This is a genomic window from Chryseobacterium sp. 2987, assembly GCF_031456375.1.
GTDB classification, from domain to species: domain Bacteria; phylum Bacteroidota; class Bacteroidia; order Flavobacteriales; family Weeksellaceae; genus Chryseobacterium; species Chryseobacterium vaccae.
Window position 1 is genome coordinate 498,907 of the sequence record NZ_JAVDUN010000004.1, and the last position, 18,569, is coordinate 517,475.

Here is an 18,569-nt window from a genome sequence, read left to right on the forward strand (position 1 = left end):
CCATGCCTCTGCGCTATTCCATTTTAGTTGATGCATCTCATTAATAATGCTTAAATTTGTCAAAAACCAAAAATATGTCAACAGCAGAAACAACAAAAAACTCACAGTATTTTATTGACCTTGAAGACAGGCATGGAGCACACAACTACCACCCTCTTCCTGTAGTTCTTGACCGCGGAGAAGGCGTTTTTGTATGGGATGTGGAAGGTAAAAAATATTATGATTTTCTTTCAGCATATTCTGCTGTGAACCAAGGGCACTCCCATCCAAAGATCGTAGGCGCATTGGTAGATCAGGCACAGAAACTGGCTTTAACATCAAGAGCTTTTTACAACTCCAAACTGGGAGAATATGAGCAGAAGATCACTAGCCTATTTGGGTTTGACAAGGTTCTTCCGATGAACTCAGGAGCTGAGGCAGTAGAAACCGCTGTAAAATTAGCAAGAAAATGGAGCTATGAAGTAAAAGGAATCTCTGAAAATGCAGCAAAGATCATCGTTTGTGAAAATAATTTCCACGGAAGAACGACAACTATTGTTTCTTTCTCCAACGATCCCGATGCCAACCAGAACTATGGACCTTTCACACCAGGGTTTATTAAAATTCCTTATAATGATATTGCTGCTTTAGAAGAAGTTTTAAGCAGAGAAGCCGAAAATATTGCTGCTTTCTTAGTAGAACCCATTCAGGGGGAAGCAGGAGTTTATGTACCAGATGAAAACTTCCTGAAAAATGCGTCTGAATTATGTAAAAAATACAACGTTCTTTTCATAGCAGACGAAGTTCAAACCGGAATCGCAAGAACCGGAAAGCTGATCGCCTGCCATCATGAAAATGTACAGCCGGATATTCTGATCTTAGGAAAAGCACTTTCCGGAGGAATGTATCCTGTATCTGCCGTTCTAGCAAACGATTTTATTATGAATGTGATTAAGCCAGGACAGCACGGATCTACTTTCGGAGGAAATCCTATTGCCTGTGCGGTTGCCGTAGCGGCATTAGACGTTGTAGCTGATGAAAAACTATCCGAAAGAGCGGAACATTTGGGACAGGTTTTCAGAGCTGAAATTGAAAAAATCATCGAGAAAAATGATCTTATTACCAAAGTAAGAGGAAAAGGACTTCTGAACGCCATCCTGATCAACGATACCCCTGAAAGTTCCACAGCATGGAACCTTTGTCTTCAGCTAAAAGAAAATGGTCTTCTGGCTAAACCTACCCACGGAAATATCATCAGATTGGCACCGCCATTGGTGATTACAGAAGAACAGCTTTTAGATTGCGTAAAAATCATTGAAAAAACGATCACAGAATTTCGTTAATGAAACTATCAGTCTGTTATATTATTTTTAACGGAGAAAGAATCATTGAGAAAAGTATCAGAAGCGTTTATGAAATTGCTGATGAAATTATTGTCGTTGATTCTTTTTCCATGGACAAAACTGAGGAAATCTGTACTGGGTTTCCGAAGGTAAAATTTATCAAAAAAAAGTTTGAAGGATTCGGCGACCAGAAAAATTATACCCTGGCACAGACTTCAGGCGAATGGATCCTTTTTCTGGACTCTGACGAAGTTCCGGATGCTACGGCTGTACAGGCTATCAAAGATATTCTGAACAGCAGTTCTCCCGCCTATAAAGTATATACCATTCATTTCAACAATATCCTGTTGAAAAAAACAATCAGATACGGAGGTTGGGGAACTGTATGGAGAGAGCGGTTCTTCAAGAAAGGCCATGGAAAATATTCTGATGACCTGGTTCATGAAAGCTTCATTACTCAGGATAAAATAGGAAAACTTCCTGGAAATATAGATCATTATACCTATAAAAGTATTGCCCACCATATTGAAAAGATTAATAACTATACGCAGCTGATGGCGGAAAAAAAGGTAGCTAACGGTAAAAAAGTTTCCTTATTCAAAATCATATTCTCCCCTTTCTTTGATTTTATGAAAACCTATTTTTTCAAACTGGGCTTTATGGATGGAGTGGCAGGATTTTATATTTCCGTCACCGGAGCTTTTTATACCTTCCTTAAATATATTAAGATCAATGAAATTCTTAGAGTTAAATAAAGATCTTCATATCAAATATCAGACAGCCGTAATTTTTACTACGGCTGTCTGATATTTATACCTTTAACTCCTTATTTTAATATATTTTTAAGCTAGTGCTTTCAATTTTTAATTAAATTTGAGGAGTATAATAACAGATTGTTATTTGCGTCAAATAAAAAGCACAATATGGATCTCCGGAACTTTTATATGTTTTGAATTCCATAAAAAATAACGGGATCTTAAATTCAGATAACCATGTTCAGATTCTTTAAAAGAATACTTGGATTTTCAAAAGCAGAAAGTGTCCGTATTCTCATGTATCATAAAGTTCAGCCTGAGAAAAACATCTCCGGAAAAGATACATTAGCTGTTTCTGTGGAAAATCTGGAAGAACAGCTTCAATACGTTAAAAACAATTACAATACCTTATTTTTCACCGAACTGGAAGCCAACAAAGCTACAGAACGTAAACTGATCCTGACTTTTGACGACGGCTACCTTGATAACCTGCAATACCTGGCTCCTTTGCTTGAAAAATATCAGCTGAAGGCTACTATTTTTATTCCTACGGAGCTTATTCAGAATGATGAAACAAGTGAGCAGCGCAGCCTGATGACCTTTGAGGAAATCAGGTCTTTAAACCGTAATTTTATAGAAATCGCCCTTCATAGCCATTCTCACAGAAATTATTCACAAATAACGCTTCAGGAAGCTTCAGATGATCTTCAGAAAAACATCAGCACTCTTGAGGAGAAAAAAATACCATTTACTAAGGTTCTGGCTTACCCTTACGGCCAGTTTCCTAAAAAAGGAGAAGCTAAGAAAGCATTTTTTACCATGCTGGAAAATACAGGCATTACCTCAGCTGTACGTATTGGAAATAATATAACTTATTTTCCGTGGAAAAACAAATTTGAGATCAAAAGGATTGATATAAAAGGGAGCGACAGTTTTGATCTTTTTAAATGGAAACTGAGACTTGGAAAAGTTAAACTTTAGTTCAGCAGCTCACCATATAGTTTTTCATATGCATCTGCCATCTCTCTATATCCAAATTTCAAAGCTCTTTCTTTCAGCTGTAAAGCATATTCGCTGGCTTTCGCTCCATAGGTCTGCATTCCTGACGCGTATACCTGCTGCATATTTTCTGCTGAGAAATCATCAAAATAAAATGCAAGATCCCCTCCTATTTCCGGAAGGCTCGTCAGTCTGCTCAGAAAAACAGGCTTCCCAAAATACATGGCTTCTACAGGCGGGATTCCAAAACCTTCTGCCAGTGAAGGATGGCAATATGACTCACAATGCTGAAGAAGAAAATATTTCTCATCATTATTTATATTTTCCAGAATATGCACTCTGCTTTCCAAACCTAAAGCTTTCGTTTTCTCCAGAAACTTCTCTTTATAGGCTGATTTTGCAGAAGAAGTTACCAATACAAGGTCTCGGTCGTTTTTTGTCAGAAGATCCAGCAGTACTTCCTGGTTTTTCTTGGGGAAAAGCACTCCGATATTCAAAATATATTTTTTTCCGATGAAACTATATTTATTGTTAGAATTAAAATCTGTAATTTCGGGAAAGATCAGTCCGTTATATATGACCTCAACCCTTACATCCTTATTCAGTATGAAAAGATGTTTGTTTTTAAGGAAGTCTTTCTTTACAAAATCCGAGATGCAGACAATGGCATTTGCATTTCCTATATTCTTCTGGACAAGTCTGGTACTCTTTTTGACTTTCTTTTCGGAACTGTTGTCGTGCAGAAAATTAAGATCATGAAGAGTAACCACTTTTTTTTGCCCACTTTTGATATGATGAAAGTAATCAGAAAGCTGGTGGGCGGTATGGATCAGCGAAAAAGATCCGGTACTGACAGGAATTTTTTTCTGCCAGAACTTCCAATCGAGAATAATGAACTTACTCTTCGTTATTGGCATGTTCTTTCTGGGACCATAAAAAGAATACTCAAAATCAGAAACTTTCTCATCCAATCCCCTGATCAGGGAGATGCATACATTGGCAATTCCCGACTTCGGGTACTTCAGTCTTTCGGCGTCGATAAGAATTTTCTTTCTCATTATAATCGGGCTTTTCGCCAAAAATATAAATTTAAATATGAATTTTTTATTTTTGCACTATGAAAATTTGTTTAATTAGTTTCGACTTCTGGCACTATGATGAGCATATCGTGGATAAACTGAATGAGAGAGGCATTCAGGCTTGCCATATCAACATAGGATCCTTCACTCATAAGAATACGGGAGAGCGTCTGAAGAACACTTTCAGCAAAATTTTCTTAGGCAAAAACCCGAAATATCATAAAAGACAAAATTTCATCCTCGAATCACTTGAAAAAATTGGAAAACAAGATCAGATTCTTGTGATTAATCCCGAAGCTATTGATGAAGAGATTCATCAGAAGATCAGAGAATATGCTGACCGCAACATTGCTTACCTTTACGACAGCATGGCCAGAAACCCGGCCACCCATCTTCTGCACTATTTTGATACGGTTTTTTCTTTTGATGATGAAGACGTAAAAAATTTCGGATTCGAAAAGATTACTAATTATAATTATCTTGAATATCTTCCGGCAGAAAAACAGCATCCTAATTTAGACTTATTCTATATTTCTTCTTATGACCAAAAAAGATTATCTGCCTTAAATGTACTCATTAACAGACTTTGTTCTCTGAAAGTAAAATTTGAAGTATACATGGTGGGTAAAAAAGGGTGGAAAAATAAACTGAACCAGATCTTCGATAAAAAGAATATAGAAATTCTGAAGTTTGGAAGAAGAAAGATTCCCCATCACGCACTGCCTTCTTACTATAAGAATACAAAAGTGGTTCTGGATCTGATGCGGGCTGATCAGACCGGGCTTAGTTTCAGGATCTTTGAAGCAATGGCCCTGGAAAAAAAGATCATTACAGATAATCCTACTATTTCCAGTTACGATTTTTACAATCCTAATAATATTCTGCTGCTGAATAAAAACTTCAGCAATGTAAGACAGGATTTTTTTGAAACGCCATACGAAAAACTGCCTGAAGCAGTTTATTATAAGTATACCCTGGATCATTGGGTGAATACTGTTTTTAAACTGAATTCATGAAAGAAATCAAACATGTACTTATTGTAACCAAAGAGTACAAATGTTCCCGGACGCCAAAAGTAGGCGGAACCGGTACTTTTTACAGAAACTTATCCGAAGAACTGGTAAAACGAGGTATTTCGGTACATGTTTTTCTGATCTCAAAGTACGCTTTCGATATTCAGGAAGATGGCGCGACTATTCATTCTATTAAAGATATCTTCAAATCTAGCCCCGTTCTTGAATTGCTAAGATCCGCTACCGGAAAACTGAAAGTTCTGGAGCCATTACATTTTAAGATCTATCTTTCGGAGAAAAAAGCGATATCAGATAAAATCAACAGTTGGATCAGGAAAAACAACCTTCATTTTGATGTTGCAGAGACCCATGATTTTGACGGACTGGCACTTTCTATTCCTCAAAATATCCCTTATGCTGTACGATGCCATGGCTCATGGTCTGTACTGGAAAAATATTTCGGCTATAAAAAAGCGCATAAAGGACGTATTTTCTGTGAGAAAGAAGCTTTTAAAAAATCCGAACATATCATTACGATATCCCGGTACAACGAAACGATCAATACCAACCTTTTCAATATTAAAAATCCGAGACTGATCTACAACGGAGTGGATGAAAAATTCTATAGCCCTGATGAAACCATTCAGATCATTCCTAAATCTGTTTTTTTCCTGGGAAATGTTACTTTTGAAAAAGGAGCAGAAACCATGATCCGTGAATTTATCAAACTTAAAAAAGCGCATCCAGAAACTTCCCTGCATTTTATAGGAAGACCCAACCATTATCCGGATTACGTTAAAGATCATGTACAGGAACCGGAGATCAGAAATGCCATTCATTTTCTGGGCAACAGAAACGGAAAAGAAATTGTAGAGCTTATCAGCAAAGCTGAAGTAGTATGTTTCCCATCTAAAGGTGAAAATTTTAGCTTATCTTTGCTGGAAGTAATGGCCCTGCAAAAAGCTGTGGTATGCTCCCCTATAGATTCTTTTAAAGAGGTCATACAGGATTCAGTGAACGGTCTCATTGCTGATGAAGAAAACTTTCACAAAAAAATAAGTCTTATTTTTGAAGACAATGATCTGAGAAACCGTCTCTCATTGAATGCCAGAAAAACTGTAGAATCAGCTTTTGGTATTGACAGAATGGTTGATCAAACGATCAGCTTTTATCAGGAAATTCTGTAGAAATGTACACTTTCTTTCTATCATAAGATCTGAAATAACAGCCAATAATCTTAGATCATCCCAAGTTATAGAATATGAATGCAAAGGAACAAATTGAGAATCTAGAGGTTGAACTTAAAGCCCTCAGGAGAAAATATTATATCAAATCATTTTTCAGGAAAGCCAAAAGGCTTGTCACTGATTTTTTACCACTGGATTCTATTCCTGCTGAATATTGTACAGAAAGAATCAAAATAAAAGAAAAACATGAGGGAGATCTTTATCTTCCCAAAACATTCGGGTCACAGCAGGTTTCTGTAAAAACACCTAAAAATGAAGTGGAAATCTTTGCACTGCAGAATGTGTTATGTATTCCTGATTCCACATACTTTTTAGACATCAAAAAACAGAAGATCTTTTATGAAAGATGGCATGATGATGACCGGATCATTTATGTGTATAATACTGTGAATCTGATGCAGCATTCTATGACACTGGCTAAGGTTAAGAATCACAAAAACATCTATTATAATGAGGAAGCCATTTTTCTTGGGGGAACGTTTACATTCAACTATTATCATTTCCTGATCGATATTCTTTCAAAAATTGAATTTTTCAACCATATTCCGGATGCTAAAAGTAAGCTGATTGTTGTAGATTCAGATGTGGAAAAAGTTGAAAACCTGAAAGAGCTTTTACAGTTCTTCCTGAAGGATTATAAGATTGTATTCCTCAACCACGATAAAAACTATTATCAATTTAAAAAACTGTGGCACATCACCAGCATTAATTATGCAGTTCCGAATATTATGCCGGGGGAAAAATATGATGCACGGTTTGCTAAAATATCAAAAGAATCTCTTCAATACCTAAGAAAAACCTGCTTTGACGGCCTGGATATGAGTAAAGTACAGGTACAGCCTGTGAAAAGGATATTTATTGCCCGAAAATCTAAGTTCAGAAAATATAATGAAGAAGAAGTTCTGGAAGTTTCAAAAAAACATGGCTTTGAGGCAGTATTCTTTGAAGACCTGAACATTCATGAACAGATCTACATGGTAAATAATGCAGAATATATCATAGGCCCAAGTGGTGCGGCATGGACGAATCTGATCTTTGCCAATCCGGGAGCTAAAGGACTTTCCTGGTACAGTGCCGTATGGGGAGATTTTCCTATTTTTTCTACTCTGGCTGCAGAAATGAACTTTGATCTGAATTTTTATATCTATCCTCAGGACGAAGAAGGTTTCCACGAAGATTACAGACTGGATCCGGATATTTTTTCTCAAAAGCTGGAAGAAGTATTAAGCCTTTAATATCATTTCATTCCCTATCTGTCATATTCGTACCTTTGCCTCATGAATAATCCGCCTCTTGTAAGTCTTGTTATCATCACAATGAACCATGAAAAGTTTATTGAGCAGGCTTGTATGTCTGCTATTTCACAGACTTATCCCAACTATGAGATCATTCTTTTGGATAATGCCTCCACAGACAAAACATTTGAAAATGCAGAACGGGTACTTTCGCAGTTTACTCAACATTATAAGCTGATCAGGAATACTGAGAGTTTTGGGGTTGCTAAAAATATCAATACAGCAGTTGCACAGGCTTCAGGAAAATATGTTTCCCTTCTTTCCGGAGACGACTGGTATACGGAGGACAGCCTGGCAGAAAAGGTGGCTTTCATCGAAAAAAATACTGTTGACTTTATCCTTTCAGATGGGTATAGATATTACCAGGATGAGGATAAAATAACAGAAGTCTATACTCATAAAGAAAAGAAAAGAGTAATGGACAGCATGGAGAATTTTTTTCACGAAAATGTTGCTGAAAACAGAACTGCCAATGTAGGAACTTTTGTAAAAAGAGAACTTCTGGTACAATATCCGTTTGATGAAAACATCAATACCGAAGATTGGGACATGAATCTGAGACTTACTTCCAAAGGTTATAAGATAGGGTTTATCGATAAAAAATTATTTTATTACAGAATTCTTTCAACCAGTTTATCGAGAAACTGGAAACTGATGGAAGATTCGTATAAAAAAGTGACAGGAAAATACCTGAATTATATCAAAGCCGATAAAGGCCTTGATCAGAAATACAGACTCCAGCTGCTTCATTTCAAATATGAGGTTTTACTTTCTGATACGCAATCAGAATCCGAAAAGAAGAAATTGCAGATGGAATGGAAAAAAGAAAAATACAGGATCAAATACAAAAATCCGGTTCTGTTCTTTAAACTGCTTATGTTAAAAAAATAAATAACGTGAGTTCGGGTTAAGGAATTTAAATTTAAAAGACCGGAAGATGGAAGAAGCAGGCTGGAAGTTAATTTTAGTTATAGGTATTGAAAGCCTCCGGAAAGTTAAATAAAAACAGATCAATATTTGCTCTTGATGACTTTCATAACTTCCCTCTTCCATCATCCGACTTCAAACCTGCATCTATCAGATGTTATTATCCCGATTATCCCGAACTCTGAGGTTAAATACAACGGATAGAGTTATTTTTAACTTCATCTTTTTTATGTTCACAAGCCGTAAAAAGCCTGAAACCAATTTATAAATCATCTTTAAAAACGCATAATTTTAAGTAAATTTGCACCAAAATTTTAATTAAAATGGAGAAAGTAAGAGTACGTTTTGCTCCAAGTCCAACAGGACCTTTGCATTTAGGAGGCGTAAGAACCGCATTATATGATTATCTTTTTGCCAAAAACCAGGGCGGAGAATTTGTATTGAGAATTGAAGATACAGATACGGCAAGATATGTAGAAGGAGCTGAAGAATATATTGAAGAAGCTTTGGAATGGTGTGGAATTATCCCGGATGAAAGTCCTAAAAAAGGAGGAAAATTTGCCCCTTACAGACAATCTGAAAGAAGAGACATCTATGACCGGTATACCGAGCAGATCTTAAAAACAGACTATGCTTACCTGGCGTTCGATACCCCTGAAGAACTGGATGCCATCCGTGCGGAATACGAGGCAAAAGGTGATGTTTTCTCCTATGACAATAAAACCAGAAACAGACTGAGAAACAGTCTTGCTCTTTCTGAGGAAGAACTTCAAAAGTTATTGGCTGATAAAACACCGTATGTGGTACGATTTAAAATGCCGGTAGACCGTATTCTGAACCTTGAGGATATCATCAGAGGAAAATTCTCTGTGAATACCAATACCCTTGACGATAAAGTTCTGGTAAAAAATGACGGAATGCCGACCTACCATTTTGCCAACATCATTGATGACCATGAAATGGAAATCTCCCACGTGATTCGTGGGGAAGAATGGCTTCCTTCTCTGGGGCTGCATACTTTATTATACGAGGCAATGGGCTGGGAAGCGCCTCAGTTTGCTCACCTTTCTTTAATTCTAAAGCCGGAAGGAAAAGGGAAATTAAGTAAAAGAGACGGTGATAAATTCGGGTTCCCGGTGTTTCCACTAGATTTCAAAGATCCTGTAACAGGTATTGTGTCTAAAGGGTACAGAGAGAACGGTTATCTTCCTGATGCCTTCATCAATATGGTTGCCCTTCTTGGGTGGTCTCCTGCTGACGACAAAGAAATCTTATCTCTGGATGAAATGTGCAAAGAATTTGACCTTCATAAAGTACATAAGGCAGGTGCACGATTCAGCAAAGAAAAATCGGAATGGTTCAACCACCAGTACATGCAGATGAAATCTAATGAAGAGCTTCTTCAGATCTTAAAAAATACGGACCTTGATCTGTCTGGTGCTTCAGATGAGAAGCTACTAAAAGTGATTGGCCTGATGAAAGAGAGAGCCACTTTCCCTAAAGATATTTATGAAAGCGGAAAATTTTTCTTCGAAGCTCCGGTATCTTATGATGAAAAGGCATCCAAAAAAGCATGGAACGAGGAAACATCTGCTATTTTAGGTGATCTTGCTGAAACACTAAACGGAACGGAAACCTTCAACGCAGAAGCTTTAAAACAGGTTGTTCACGATTTTGCAGACAGCAAAGGCTTGGGAATGGGAAAAGTTATGATGCCTTTACGCCTCTCTTTAGTGGGAGAACTGAAAGGACCAGATGTTCCGGACATTCTGGAAACCCTTGGAAAAGAGGAAAGTATCTCCAGAATAAACAATGCTATCAATAATTTTAAATAGGTTCCCATAATTTTTCATAAATTTGAAAGATTTAATTTACTTCAAGAAATGGAATATTTAAGTTTCGAACTTCCTATCAAAGAACTAATGGATCAACTTCAGACTTGTTCTTTAGTAGGAGAAGAAAGTGGTGTTGATGTAAAATTAGCATGCAGCCAGATTGAGGATAAGATTTTAGAAAAGAAAAAAGAAATCTACAGCAACCTCACTCCATGGCAGAGAGTACAAATGTCCCGTCACCCGGATCGTCCATACGCATTGGACTATATCAAGGGAATGACAGACAAAGGCAGCTTCTTAGAACTTCACGGAGACAGAAATTTCGCTGATGACCCTGCAATGGTTGGCGGTTTAGCTACTCTTGACGGTCAGAAAGTAATGATCATAGGAACCCAGAAAGGAAGAACGACCAAAGAAAGACAGCACAGAAGATTCGGGATGCCGAATCCGGAAGGATACAGAAAAGCTTTACGTTTGATGAAGCTTGCTGAGAAATTCAATATCCCTGTCATTACTTTAGTGGATACCCCAGGGGCTTACCCAGGATTAGAAGCTGAAGAAAGAGGCCAGGGAGAAGCTATTGCCAGAAACATTTTTGAAATGGTACAGCTTAAAACTCCGATCTTCACTTATATTATTGGAGAAGGAGCCAGTGGCGGTGCATTAGGAATTGGCGTAGGAAATAAAGTATATATGTTGGAAAATACGTGGTATACAGTAATTGCTCCGGAAAGCTGCTCGTCTATTTTATGGAGAAACTGGGACCACAAGGAAGATGCAGCCAATGCACTGAACCTTACTCCTGCAGATGCTTTAAGAGAAAAGTTTATTGACGGAATCATTGAGGAACCGCTTGGAGGTGCTCATTATGACCCTGAAACCACTTATTTAAACCTGAAAAATTCTATTTTACAGAATATCAAAGCTTTTTCCAAATTCACAGGACAGGAGCTTGAAACCCAGAGACAAGAGAAATTCATTGCGATGGGACAGTTTAAAGGATAAAAAAACAAAACGGTTAAGAAAAATTTCTTAACCGTTTTTACTTTAGTTTTCTTCTTATTAATTTATTTCTATTCTGCTATATTCAGTACCAGCTCAATATCCTGAGTAATTTTTTTCGAAGAAGAATATTTCGCATCGCAGATGGACGTACTCAGTACATATTCTCCTTTATCAATCAGGATAAAATTCTGTCCTTTGGCCGGAACATTCATGCTGTACGCTTTTTTCCCATTGATCTTTATGACCAGTGGACAGCTGGATTTATTTCTGATATTTACATAAGCTTCATTTTTTCCCGCATCATTATTAAAAAGATGGGTAAGCATGGCAGCTGTTCTTTTAGCTTCATCACTTGGTTCAGATTTACTTGATCCTGCACTTTTCAATGATCCTGCAGAGGCATAGTTTACGGTTCTTTCAGTTTTTGCAGGTGAAGAAGTATTGGATGCTAATGTTTTTCCGCTTTTTACTTCGGTATTTTTAGCACTATTTTCTGTTTTTTCTCTTCCCACCGCCATAATAGCAGGTTTCGTTTCCGAAGATGAATTATCTGCAAGAATGATCTCCACCAATTTTCTTTTAAAGAAATCGGTTCTGGCATGTCCGGGATTCTGTTTAAGGAAACCTGCAATTATTCTCGGCTCTTTTGACGTTTCAGCTTCCTGTTCCGTATAGATGATCACCGTTTCTTTTTCCACAACCGCTTTAGATTTCGTTTTTTTCTTTTTTTGCGAGAAACCTAAGGTAAAAATGCATAGAAATATGAGTAGAAAGATTTTTTTCATTAATCAAGGCTTTAAAATAGTATTAAATATATGAATAACGTGAAAAGTCATTTTTTAGTTTATCATTAAAATTATTATCTTTGCACTGCTTTAAAATTAAGCTAAAAATTAATACTAATCTTAAATAAAAAATAATAGATATTATGTCTTATACACCAGTTGCTGCAGACGTAGCGAAATTAAGAAACCAAACAGGTGCAGGTATGATGGACTGCAAGAAAGCTCTAGTTGAAGCTGAAGGAGACTTCGAAAAAGCTGTAGATATCCTTAGAAAAAAAGGACAGAAAGTAGCTGCTAACAGAGCTGACAGAGAGTCTTCTGAAGGTGCTGTAATCGCAAGAGTAAACGAAGACAACACTTTAGGTGCTGTTATTTCTTTAAACTGCGAAACTGACTTCGTTGCTAAAAACGAAGCGTTCATCGAGCTTGCTTACGAATTAGCTGAAATGGCTATTTTCGCGGCTACTAAAGAAGAGCTTTTAGCTACAGATTTCCACGGTCTTACTGTTGCTGAGAAATTAATTGAGCAAACAGGTGTTATTGGTGAGAAAATCGAGATCGGAACTTTCGAAAGAATCGAAGGACCATTCTTAGGTGCTTACATCCACGCTGGAAACAAAATTGCTGCAATCACTTCTCTTTCTGCAAAAGTAGACGGAGCTGACGAAGCTGCTAAAGCTGTTTCTATGCAGATTGCTGCCATGAACCCAATCGCTTTGGATGAAAATGCTGTTTCTCAGGAAACTATTGACAAGGAATTAGAAATCGAAAGACATAAACTTGTTGAAGAAGGTAAGCCTGAAAACATTATCGATAACATCCTAAAAGGTAAAATGCAGAGATTCTACAAAGACAATACTTTGGTACACCAGGATTTCATTAAAGATCCAAGTATCTCAGTTGCTGATTATGTAAAATCTGTAAACGGAGACCTTAAAGTAACTGGATTCGTAAGAGTAAGCTTAGCTTAATTCATCTTATTCAGAAAAACATATGCCCCGGAGCTCATTGCTTCGGGGCTTTTTTATTATTTAATCGTAGATTAATTGCATAGAATATTAGACTCCTCTGATAGGGCTAAAGCCCATTCTATTGAATATTGATGTCTTTTTAATTATTTATAGCTATAAAAAATTTATGGAGGTTGATCTTTATAACGTCCTCCTTTTTTCTCTTAATTTCAAACCTACCTCTTTCGGGGTATTTTTTTTACCGGTGTGAAGGCGTAGATTTGCTATAAACAGCCAGACATGAAATATCTTATCCATCGATATATCCTAATACTGTCTATTTTAACGGGATCATTCTTCTTTTCCCAGAAAGCTGCCACAGTACAAATCCTGAATCTTTACCTGAAGAAAGATCTAAAATTGCAGTTAAAGTCCAATCGTTTTGAAGATACTTTAAAAATAATTGCTCCCTATCAACTACATAACGGCATTTTATCTATAGAAATAGAAACGAACGGAAGCTTTCATTATATAGAAAAGCAGGAAGTTCTTCTTTCTGAAATCACCGGAGTGGCCAAGGATATTAATGTCGTATTTAAAACCCGGCAGGACGCAGTAAAGACAATACGACATTATACCGGAAAGAATAAGGACATCCCGGGATATGAGAATACGGGAAGTATGTTCTTCACAGGAATAAGACAGACCCTGAAAAATGAATATCTTGGCAAAGCCCTGTTGAAAGCTTTTGCAAATGATGGCTACACCATCAGCATCCTTCACTGGTATGATTAAATAACCAACAAATAAAATAAATCATGAAAATCACCCCCTCTTTTATTGTACTGCTGTTATGTCTTTTATTTACAGCTTGTCAACCTTCAGGAACTCCTGACAATTTTCTCCTGATGGATCAAAACATTCAGCTACCGGAAGGTTTTTCTAATGCTGTGGAAAAGAAATACAGTGTTCAGAAGAATATTGATAACACCGAAGCCGTATGTACGTTTGATGTTACTACCTTAGAAAAAGCGCCTTCTAATTTTGTAGTGAAAAACATTAAGATCACATTAAACAAAGGAGCACAAAATATTAAATTTAAAGCCTTGGTACACGCTCAAAACTTAAATCTTGGTACAAAAAAGGCATATAACACCTATTGTACAGTAGAAATAAAAAATGAAAAATCCGGTAACGTCATCAAAATTTATGTTGTCACAGCCCAAGGAAAAGTCAATGTGCTGTAATCACCGGTAAAAAATAATAGTCCCATCAGGATTAATTCAAAATCCATTATATTCCACAAAAAATGTCTGATAAAACCCGTTTCACCGATCAGAATAAAACAATTTCCGATTTCTATGATGAAGTCTGGGTAGTCTGCCCCGTTTGTGAGCAGAAAGCATTGGCCAAAACTGAGAAGGAACAGAAAAAAGCAAGATTGTACTGTCCCGGTTGTGGTTATAACAAAGAAACCACCATGGAATCTTGCATTTTCGGATACAAAACACTCATTATAAGAGCCGCTCATGTTTACTTTGGAGCAGAGCTCTGGCTTCAGCATTCTTTTAAAGATGATGTATTCTGTGCTTATAACGGCAGCCATCTGGAATACTTGGAAAAGTATATTGCGGCTGATCTCCGGGAACATAAAGACCGTACTCATTTTACACTTCTTGAAAAACTTCCCAAGTTTTATCATGAAGCTAAAAACCGGAAATCACTTTTAGCGATCATAGGAAAACTGAAGAAAAAATAAGGCGATAAATAGGAAGCAAGAATGCACGATTTGCCGTCAACCTAGAAAGTATGCTATTAATCAATTGAAAGAGCCCTGAAAATGGGTTCTTTTTTTATTGTTCATCACCGAAGAAAGATTTATTGGTGTTAACAAAATATGACGTAAATTTTAAATATTCGACAATCCATCAATAAAGATCAATTGTTTAATTTTTTTCTATAAAAAATTGATTATTAATGCTTAAATTTGCGGCCCTTATAGTAACGCATGAAAAAATTTCTACTCGCTTTTTGTACATTTTTCTGTTTATTAGTCAATGCACAATTAGATACAGAGCACTGGTTTGCTCCTATGTCCGCAAGTTCTCTTCAGGGAACTCCAAAATGTTATTTATATCTGTCTACCAATGAAGTTACACCTTTCCAGGTTCAGGTTTATAATAACAACACTGTATTTTCTACCGTACAGGTAAGCAAAGGAAATCCGGTCCAGGTAACGGTTCCTTATCAATACATGATTTCCTCTACCCTGTCTAACCTTTTTACATCCAATTCTATGGGACTGTATGTAAAAGGAAACAAAAAATTCTTTGCCAATTTCAGGTTTACGGTTCCTAATCAGGCTGAAATTATTACATCAAAAGGACTAGCGGGTATCGGAAAAAACTTTTTCGTAGGAACAGCTCCTGTTACTTCAGCAAAAGAACACGTTAACTCAACGGTGGGAATTACTGCTACAGAAGACAATACTACAGTGACTTTATCAGGATACAACCCTGGTGTTGTTTTCTCTGACGGTGTTTCGGCTGCTTCAAGAACCTTTACTCTTAACAAGGGTAAATCATATATTATTGAAGCTAAAAGTACACTCTCCACAGCCAATTTAAGAGGGCTGATCGGAGCAAAGATCACAGCAACAAAACCGATCTCTGTAACGAACGGGAATTTCAATAGCATCTATACTACTCAGAACAGTACGAATGTTGATGTACTGATGGATCAGGCTGTTCCGGTAGAAAGATTAGGTAAAGATTTTGTACTGGTAAAAGGAAACGGGCCGGCTGCCTCCGGAATGGAAGCCGCATTGGTCATCGGTACGGTAAACGGAACTGTCCTTACCATCAACGGAAACCCTGGTAACACCGTTACCCTGAACGCCGGAGAACACCGAATTATCCCGGGAACCAACTACAGCACCCAGGGAAATAATATGAGCATTTCCTCCAATAACAATGTTTATGTCTATCAGCTTCTTGCAGGAACTTCAGGAAATACTGTTTATGCAACAGGAGGAATGAACTTTATCCCGCCACTAAGCTGTTTTCTTCCTAAAGAGATCAATGAAATAGGGTTTATCAACAGAATTGGTGTTGATTATTTTGATACCAAACTTAATATCATTACGCAGGCAGGTGCAACAGTCGCCTTTAACGGAGCTACTCCTGCAGCTTCTACCGGTCCCTATCCTGTAGCCGGAAATGCGAACTGGGTAACTTATTCTATACCGTATGTTTCAAACACGATAACGGTAACTTCTACAAAACCTGTTACTGCAGGTATCGCAGCAGGAGACGGAGCCGTAGGATATGGAGGTTATTTTGCCGGATTCTCTTCAGTACCAGCGATTACCAAAACCGGAGACTGTTACACCGGGGTTCGTCTTGAAGTAGACAGCAGCTATGATTCTTACCAATGGTATTTTAATGGAAATCCTATTAACGGAGCCACCACATACTTTATTAATCCTGAGCTATACGGAGCAGGAACCTATACCTGTTACATCACAAAGAACAACTGTGAATCCAGAATGACTTATGAGTATGAATATACTTTATGTCCGCCCATCTCAACCACAATATATGATATCGGTTCGTGTAATACGAAAGTGATTACTCCTGTATTTACCAATTCAACTCAGACCATTAATCCTTCCCAAACCAGCATCATCGTACAGCCAACCAATGGAACTGTAGCTATAAATCCGGCTAACGGACAGATTACATACACTCCTAATCCGGGTCTTACGGCTGATGCAACGGATACATTCACCTATTATATCTCAGGAAACGGAAATCCTGCTGATTTTGAATATTTCAAAGTCAACATGAATATTGATGTTCTTCAGACGCAAAATGCTACGATGTCATCCTGTGCGGGAGCTACCGGAAACGGGACTTATAATCTTACAACGGCTGTTGTTACTCCGGATACTGGTACTACAGCAACGTATTTTACCAATGCTAACTTAACAGGTCAGATTACTATTCCTACGACTTATACAGGTCCTGCGGGAACAATCTACGTTAATGTTACATCTTCATTCGGGTGTAGCAAAACAGCACAAATCACTTTAACTCAAAATCTTTCCCCTAATATCAATACAGCCAATTTCAACGCGAATTTCTGTGATGATGATTTTGATGGGATCATTAATGTTAATTTCAATAACGTAACTCCTCAGATTGTAGCTAATTCTGCCAATTTCACTGTAAAATATTACCTTACCCAGGCTGATGCTACCGCAGGAAACAATAATAACCTTCCTTCGAACTGGACATACACTGCCAATACAACGGTATATGTAAGGGTATTTTCCAATGTAAGCGACTGCCCTTCAGCTTTTGGACAGATCAATTTTACGATAGGAGCCAAAATTCCACTGATCACAGCAAACGCAGTGGCTGATATCTGTGATAATGATCTTAGCGGATCGGAAGCAGTTAACCTTAATGACTATAAGAACCTGTTTACTCTGGATCCTAATATTGTTCTGTCATTCCATTCTACGCTGGCCAATGCGCAGGCAGGAACGAACGCTATTTCTCCAAATCAGAATATTACGTCTGTACATACTTTCTATATAAGATTTCAAAGTACTACAGGATGTCCCAATACCGGTACACTGAAGCTTACTTTAAAAACCCCTAAAAAATCTGAAACACTGCACGATCAGGTGGTATGTTCTAATGATAAAGCAATCCTGAATCCAGGTCCCGGATTTACGTCTTATCTATGGAGCACTGGTGCCACTACTCCAACAATTACGGTAGGAGCAGGAAACTATTATGTAGATCTTGGATTCAACGGATGTGTATACCGCCAGTATGTAAAAGTAACAACAGCACAGGCTCCTACCATTACCAGAATAGACCTGGCGGGGTCTACGGCAACAGTATATGTAACCGGAGGTACACCTCCTTATCAGTATTCCCTTGATGGATTCAACTACCAGCCTTCTAATGTTTTCATGAACTTGTCAAGAGGAATTCATAAAGTATATGTGCTGGGAGCAGACGGATGTCTTCCTGTTTCTAAAGAATTTTTAGTGATCAACCTTGTGAATACCATCACTCCGAACGGAGACGGAATTAATGATGTTCTTAACTATTCTGAGCTGAAAATAAAAGATAATGTAAGCATAGAAGTAGCTGACCGCTATGGTGCTTCTGTTTACCGTTCGGCAGACAAAAATTATATTTGGGACGGAAAAGTGAGCGGACGCAGTATTCCTACGGGAACTTACTGGTATGTAATACGATGGACAGAACCTGATACTAAATTATCAGTTTCCTATTCCGGATGGCTTTTAATTAAAAATCGATGATAAAAATTAACTT

The 18,569-nt window shown here is 37.5% G+C and carries 16 protein-coding genes; 14 read left to right on the plus strand and 2 right to left on the minus strand.

The window, feature by feature from the left end:
- Positions 1-74 precede the first annotated feature (74 nt).
- The 3 genes from rocD (at position 75) to J2Y40_RS15040 (ending at position 3,058) form a co-directional block, all read left to right on the plus strand.
- Positions 75-1,322, plus strand: coding sequence for an ornithine--oxo-acid transaminase (gene rocD, locus J2Y40_RS15030; RefSeq protein WP_153396038.1), 1,248 nt, complete (start codon positions 75-77; stop codon positions 1,320-1,322).
- Complete coding sequence (locus J2Y40_RS15035) at positions 1,322-2,077, plus strand: glycosyltransferase family 2 protein (RefSeq protein ID WP_153396040.1); 756 nt, start codon at positions 1,322-1,324, stop codon at positions 2,075-2,077. Before rocD ends, J2Y40_RS15035 begins: the two co-directional genes overlap by 1 nt.
- A gap of 237 nt (positions 2,078-2,314) precedes the next feature.
- Entirely contained in the window at positions 2,315-3,058 is a 744-nt protein-coding gene (locus tag J2Y40_RS15040; protein WP_153396041.1) for a polysaccharide deacetylase family protein, read from the plus strand.
- Here J2Y40_RS15040 and J2Y40_RS15045 read toward each other — a convergent pair.
- Positions 3,055-4,134, minus strand: coding sequence for a glycosyltransferase family 1 protein (locus J2Y40_RS15045; RefSeq protein WP_153396043.1), 1,080 nt, complete (start codon positions 4,132-4,134; stop codon positions 3,055-3,057). The genes J2Y40_RS15040 and J2Y40_RS15045 overlap by 4 nt on opposite strands.
- 59 nt (positions 4,135-4,193) lie before the next feature.
- Between J2Y40_RS15045 and J2Y40_RS15050 the strand changes: the two genes are divergently transcribed.
- From J2Y40_RS15050 to J2Y40_RS15075, 6 genes are all read left to right on the plus strand, one after another.
- Entirely contained in the window at positions 4,194-5,171 is a 978-nt protein-coding gene (locus J2Y40_RS15050) for a hypothetical protein (RefSeq protein WP_153396045.1), read from the plus strand.
- On the plus strand, positions 5,168-6,355 hold the full coding sequence (locus tag J2Y40_RS15055; protein ID WP_153396046.1) for a glycosyltransferase family 4 protein: 1,188 nt from the start codon (positions 5,168-5,170) through the stop codon (positions 6,353-6,355). The genes J2Y40_RS15050 and J2Y40_RS15055 overlap by 4 nt, the downstream gene beginning before the upstream one ends.
- Before the next feature lie 74 nt (positions 6,356-6,429).
- Positions 6,430-7,650: a DUF563 domain-containing protein gene (locus J2Y40_RS15060; RefSeq protein WP_153396050.1), complete on the plus strand. Its 1,221-nt coding sequence runs from the start codon at positions 6,430-6,432 to the stop codon at positions 7,648-7,650.
- 42 nt (positions 7,651-7,692) lie between these two features.
- On the plus strand, positions 7,693-8,601 hold the full coding sequence (locus J2Y40_RS15065; RefSeq protein WP_309999808.1) for a glycosyltransferase: 909 nt from the start codon (positions 7,693-7,695) through the stop codon (positions 8,599-8,601).
- 359 nt (positions 8,602-8,960) lie between these two features.
- Positions 8,961-10,472 (plus strand): glutamate--tRNA ligase, encoded by a 1,512-nt coding sequence (gene gltX, locus J2Y40_RS15070; RefSeq protein ID WP_153396054.1) that lies wholly within the window; start codon positions 8,961-8,963, stop codon positions 10,470-10,472.
- 48 nt (positions 10,473-10,520) lie between these two features.
- Positions 10,521-11,477 carry an acetyl-CoA carboxylase carboxyltransferase subunit alpha gene (locus J2Y40_RS15075; protein WP_153396056.1) on the plus strand — a complete coding sequence of 319 codons (957 nt, stop codon included), beginning with the start codon at positions 10,521-10,523 and terminating at the stop codon, positions 11,475-11,477.
- A 68-nt stretch (positions 11,478-11,545) separates the two neighbouring features.
- Here J2Y40_RS15075 and J2Y40_RS15080 read toward each other — a convergent pair whose 3' ends face one another.
- Positions 11,546-12,262 carry a DUF6759 domain-containing protein gene (locus J2Y40_RS15080; RefSeq protein ID WP_153396058.1) on the minus strand — a complete coding sequence of 239 codons (717 nt, stop codon included), beginning with the start codon at positions 12,260-12,262 and terminating at the stop codon, positions 11,546-11,548.
- A 143-nt stretch (positions 12,263-12,405) separates the two neighbouring features.
- Between J2Y40_RS15080 and tsf the strand changes: the two genes are divergently transcribed.
- The 5 genes from tsf to J2Y40_RS15105 all read left to right on the plus strand — a co-directional run bounded on the left by tsf (position 12,406) and on the right by J2Y40_RS15105 (position 18,556).
- A complete protein-coding gene (gene tsf, locus J2Y40_RS15085; RefSeq protein ID WP_153396059.1) occupies positions 12,406-13,233 on the plus strand; it encodes a translation elongation factor Ts in 828 nt (275 codons plus the stop codon).
- Between the two features lie 279 nt (positions 13,234-13,512).
- On the plus strand, positions 13,513-14,007 hold the full coding sequence (locus tag J2Y40_RS15090; RefSeq protein WP_153396061.1) for a hypothetical protein: 495 nt from the start codon (positions 13,513-13,515) through the stop codon (positions 14,005-14,007).
- Positions 14,008-14,030: 23 nt separating this feature from the next.
- Positions 14,031-14,459, plus strand: coding sequence for a hypothetical protein (locus J2Y40_RS15095; protein ID WP_309999814.1), 429 nt, complete (start codon positions 14,031-14,033; stop codon positions 14,457-14,459).
- Between the two features lie 62 nt (positions 14,460-14,521).
- Positions 14,522-14,971, plus strand: coding sequence for a hypothetical protein (locus tag J2Y40_RS15100; protein WP_153396065.1), 450 nt, complete (start codon positions 14,522-14,524; stop codon positions 14,969-14,971).
- Between the two features lie 249 nt (positions 14,972-15,220).
- Positions 15,221-18,556, plus strand: coding sequence for a T9SS type B sorting domain-containing protein (locus J2Y40_RS15105; RefSeq protein ID WP_309999816.1), 3,336 nt, complete (start codon positions 15,221-15,223; stop codon positions 18,554-18,556).
- Positions 18,557-18,569 lie beyond the last annotated feature (13 nt).

What these genes read in the sequence shown, in the direction of transcription:
- J2Y40_RS15090 (WP_153396061.1), top strand. Translation starts at nt 13,513, where the DNA reads ATGAAATATCTTATCCATCGATATATCCTAATACTGTCTATTTTAACG.
- J2Y40_RS15045 (WP_153396043.1), bottom strand. Translation starts at nt 4,134, where the DNA reads ATGAGAAAGAAAATTCTTATCGACGCCGAAAGACTGAAGTACCCGAAG.
- J2Y40_RS15065 (WP_309999808.1), top strand. Translation starts at nt 7,693, where the DNA reads ATGAATAATCCGCCTCTTGTAAGTCTTGTTATCATCACAATGAACCAT.
- J2Y40_RS15060 (WP_153396050.1), top strand. Translation starts at nt 6,430, where the DNA reads ATGAATGCAAAGGAACAAATTGAGAATCTAGAGGTTGAACTTAAAGCC.
- J2Y40_RS15105 (WP_309999816.1), top strand. Translation starts at nt 15,221, where the DNA reads ATGAAAAAATTTCTACTCGCTTTTTGTACATTTTTCTGTTTATTAGTC.
- J2Y40_RS15095 (WP_309999814.1), top strand. Translation starts at nt 14,031, where the DNA reads ATGAAAATCACCCCCTCTTTTATTGTACTGCTGTTATGTCTTTTATTT.
- J2Y40_RS15035 (WP_153396040.1), top strand. Translation starts at nt 1,322, where the DNA reads ATGAAACTATCAGTCTGTTATATTATTTTTAACGGAGAAAGAATCATT.
- J2Y40_RS15040 (WP_153396041.1), top strand. Translation starts at nt 2,315, where the DNA reads ATGTTCAGATTCTTTAAAAGAATACTTGGATTTTCAAAAGCAGAAAGT.
- J2Y40_RS15080 (WP_153396058.1), bottom strand. Translation starts at nt 12,262, where the DNA reads ATGAAAAAAATCTTTCTACTCATATTTCTATGCATTTTTACCTTAGGT.
- tsf (WP_153396059.1), top strand. Translation starts at nt 12,406, where the DNA reads ATGTCTTATACACCAGTTGCTGCAGACGTAGCGAAATTAAGAAACCAA.
- rocD (WP_153396038.1), top strand. Translation starts at nt 75, where the DNA reads ATGTCAACAGCAGAAACAACAAAAAACTCACAGTATTTTATTGACCTT.
- J2Y40_RS15100 (WP_153396065.1), top strand. Translation starts at nt 14,522, where the DNA reads ATGTCTGATAAAACCCGTTTCACCGATCAGAATAAAACAATTTCCGAT.
- J2Y40_RS15055 (WP_153396046.1), top strand. Translation starts at nt 5,168, where the DNA reads ATGAAAGAAATCAAACATGTACTTATTGTAACCAAAGAGTACAAATGT.
- gltX (WP_153396054.1), top strand. Translation starts at nt 8,961, where the DNA reads ATGGAGAAAGTAAGAGTACGTTTTGCTCCAAGTCCAACAGGACCTTTG.
- J2Y40_RS15075 (WP_153396056.1), top strand. Translation starts at nt 10,521, where the DNA reads ATGGAATATTTAAGTTTCGAACTTCCTATCAAAGAACTAATGGATCAA.
- J2Y40_RS15050 (WP_153396045.1), top strand. Translation starts at nt 4,194, where the DNA reads ATGAAAATTTGTTTAATTAGTTTCGACTTCTGGCACTATGATGAGCAT.